The organism is Archangium sp. (genome assembly GCF_036388035.1).
Classification (GTDB): domain Bacteria; phylum Myxococcota; class Myxococcia; order Myxococcales; family Myxococcaceae; genus Archangium.
The window spans coordinates 1-2,766 of sequence record NZ_DASVSO010000201.1 but is presented as its reverse complement, the minus strand read 5'-3'; the positions used below and the strand labels follow the sequence as shown (position 1 = coordinate 2,766).

Sequence of the window (2,766 nt, the reverse complement as noted above, 5' to 3'; positions counted from 1 at the left end):
CTGGGGTTCCAATGTGGGGGAGCTGAGGAACCTGAATGGGACGCTCGTCTTCGCGGCCATCACCACCGAGTCCTCTCCCAACAGGGCGCTGTGGCGGCTGGACGCGACGGGCAGGCCGCAGCCGGTGTTCGTCTCGGCTCGCGGCGTGAGTGGCCTCGCGCCGGAGCAGTTCACCGTCGTCGGCCGCAACCTCTTCTTCTTCACCGACGTGGCCAGCGGCACGCCCGCGCTCTGGCGGTACGACGGGAAGTCCTCCAGCGCGGCCCTGGTCTCCCGGGGGCGCTTCCACAACGTCCAGGACTACGTGACGAGCTCGGGCAACGCGCTCTACTTCCGGGCCTACGATGCGGAGCACGGCTTCGAGATGTGGCGCTCCGATGGAACGGACGAGGGCACGCGCGTGCTGAAGGATGTGCTCCCCGGTCCCGAGTCGGGGATGCCGGGCGAGTACCCCGACTATCCCGTGGGGCTCCCCAGCCATGGCCTGGTGCTGTTCCGCGCCGGGGACCCGGTGCGCGGGCTGGAGCTGTGGGTGTCGGATGGCACCGAGGCGGGGACGCATCCGGTCGCGGACCTCGGGCGGGGCACGCGCAGCAGCGACCCTCACGCGTTCACGCGCATCGGGGAGTATGTGTACCTCAGCGCGGATGATGGGACGCACGGCGCCGAGCTGTGGCGCTTCACCCTGCCGCCGCCCGGGGACCTGACGCCGCCCGTGGTGACGTGCCCGGCCACCGTCTGGGCGGAGGCCACCTCGGCCGAGGGAGGCCTCGTCACCCTGCCGGCGGCCAAGGCCACCGATGAGGGCCCCACGCCCCCCGTGGTGACGTACAGCCCCGCCTCGGGCTCGCTCTTCCCCATGGGCATGACGCTCGTGACGGCGGCGGCGAGGGACGCGGCGGGCAACGTGGAGGTGTGCTCCTTCGAGGTCTGGGTGCGGGACTCCACCCCGCCCGTGCTGACGTGCCCGGCCAACAAGGTGGTGGAGGCCACCAGCCCCGCGGGCGCCAGCGTGAGCTACCCGCCCATTCCCGTCTCCGACAACATGACGCCCAGCTCCAGCATGAGCGTGACGTACAGCCACCCCTCGGGCACCACCTTCCCGCTGGGGACGACGAGCCCGGGGGCGTGGGCATTCGATGCGATGGGCAACTTCGGCTACTGCGTCTTCACCATCACCGTGAAGGACACCACCGGGCCCACGTTGACGTGCCCGGCGGACGTCGTGGTGGAGGCCCTGGGCCCCACGGGAGCACGGGCGGCGTATGGCACGGCCACGGCCTCGGACGCCGTGTCCTCGCCCGTGTCGGTGGTGTACAGCCAGGCCTCGGACTCGGAGTTCCCCGTGGGCACCACGCGGGTGACGGTGACGGCCAAGGACAAGCTGGCCAATGCGTCCTCGTGCTCCTTCGGGGTGACGGTGCGCGATAGCACCGCCCCGGTGGTGACGTGCCCGGAGCCCCTCACCCTCGAGGCGACGGACGCGACGGGGGCCATCGCCTCCTTCCCGGAGGCCACGGCGATGGACTCCGTCACGGGCAGCCCCGAGGTGACGTACAGCCACGCCCCGGGCAGCACCTTCCCCGTGGGCGACACGACCGTCACCGCCACGGCGACGGACGTGGCGGGCAACACGGCGCGCTGCACCTTCGGCGTGACGGTGCGCGACACCACGCCCCCGAGCCTCACCTGCCCGGCGGACGTGGAGGTGGAGGCGCGCGACGACGCCTCGGCCCGTCCGGTGGAGTACCCGGCCGCCACGGTGGGCGACGCGGGGATGGGCGCGCCGCGCGTGGTGTACAGCCGCGCCTCGGGCAGTGACTTCCCGGTGGGCACCACCCCCGTCGACGTCACCGCCACGGACGGCATGGGCAACCGGGCCTCGTGCTCCTTCCGCGTCACCGTGAAGCCCCCACCCAAGCCGGACACGGGCGGGGACGCGGGCGGCGATGAAGACGAGGACGAGGAGGAGGACAAGGGCGGCGGCCTGGGCTGCGCCTCGACGGGCAGCTCCTCGATGGGGCTCTGGGGCGCGTTGACACTGCTTTCCTGGCTGGCCTCCTGGCGGCCTCGGGCCCGGCGGCGCTGAAAAAACCCCCTTGCCCGACCCGATAAACGCGCGGGTCGGGCGAGCGGCCACAAGGCCTTGTGTAAAGACGAGCAGGCGTGCACTACGAGACGTGGTCGTCCGTGCCGCTGGCCCAGGACTTTACAGGGCGGCCGACGATGCTCACCCTGGACGGTAAATCGGTCAACGAGGTTTGGGGGGGACACCACATGGGGTGGGTCCCTGGTGACCGGAAGAGGGGCGCCCAGGTGGGCGGCGAGCCAGTTCGGCCGGCGACCCAAGGCAGCACGAGGCACCCCCAGGAGGAGCCATGGTGCACGACGACAGGACGTACCTGGATGACGAGGGGCTCGAGTACGTCGCCCTGGGCGGTGAGGACGAAGAGTCGGGAGCCATCATCCCGGTGCATGACACCGCTGGCGGTCGTCTGTGGGGCGCCAACGAGGCTTACGGCGGCTACGACGCCGAGTAGTCCGTAGCCCCCGCGTCTCACGGTGACGCGGGGGCCGCAGTGACGTGGAGGCGCGCATCTCCCTGTCGAGCCGGTGCTGGCACCCGCTCCGGGGATGGAAGCCGCGACACCCAACAATCGGCGGAAGCTCCACCTGGCCCCGGCCGGGGAGTGAGGTCCCTTCACACCCGGGGTCGTCCCAGGGGGTGGAGTTGCACGCGCCCGGGTGAGGCTGGTGATACTGGAG

2 protein-coding genes are annotated in these 2,766 nt (G+C 71.5%); both read left to right on the top strand.

What is annotated here, in order from left to right; translation table 11 throughout:
- Positions 1-2,089, top strand: a 2,089-nt coding sequence (locus VF697_RS08905; protein WP_331093247.1) for an HYR domain-containing protein, incomplete at its 5' end; no start/stop codon positions are given.
- 289 nt (positions 2,090-2,378) lie between these two features.
- Positions 2,379-2,540, top strand: coding sequence for a hypothetical protein (locus VF697_RS08900; protein WP_331093245.1), 162 nt, complete (start codon positions 2,379-2,381; stop codon positions 2,538-2,540).
- Positions 2,541-2,766: the final 226 nt, after the last annotated feature.

Excerpts from the sequence above, each read along its gene's own strand:
- VF697_RS08900 (WP_331093245.1), top strand. The coding sequence starts at position 2,379 with ATGGTGCACGACGACAGGACGTACCTGGATGACGAGGGGCTCGAGTAC.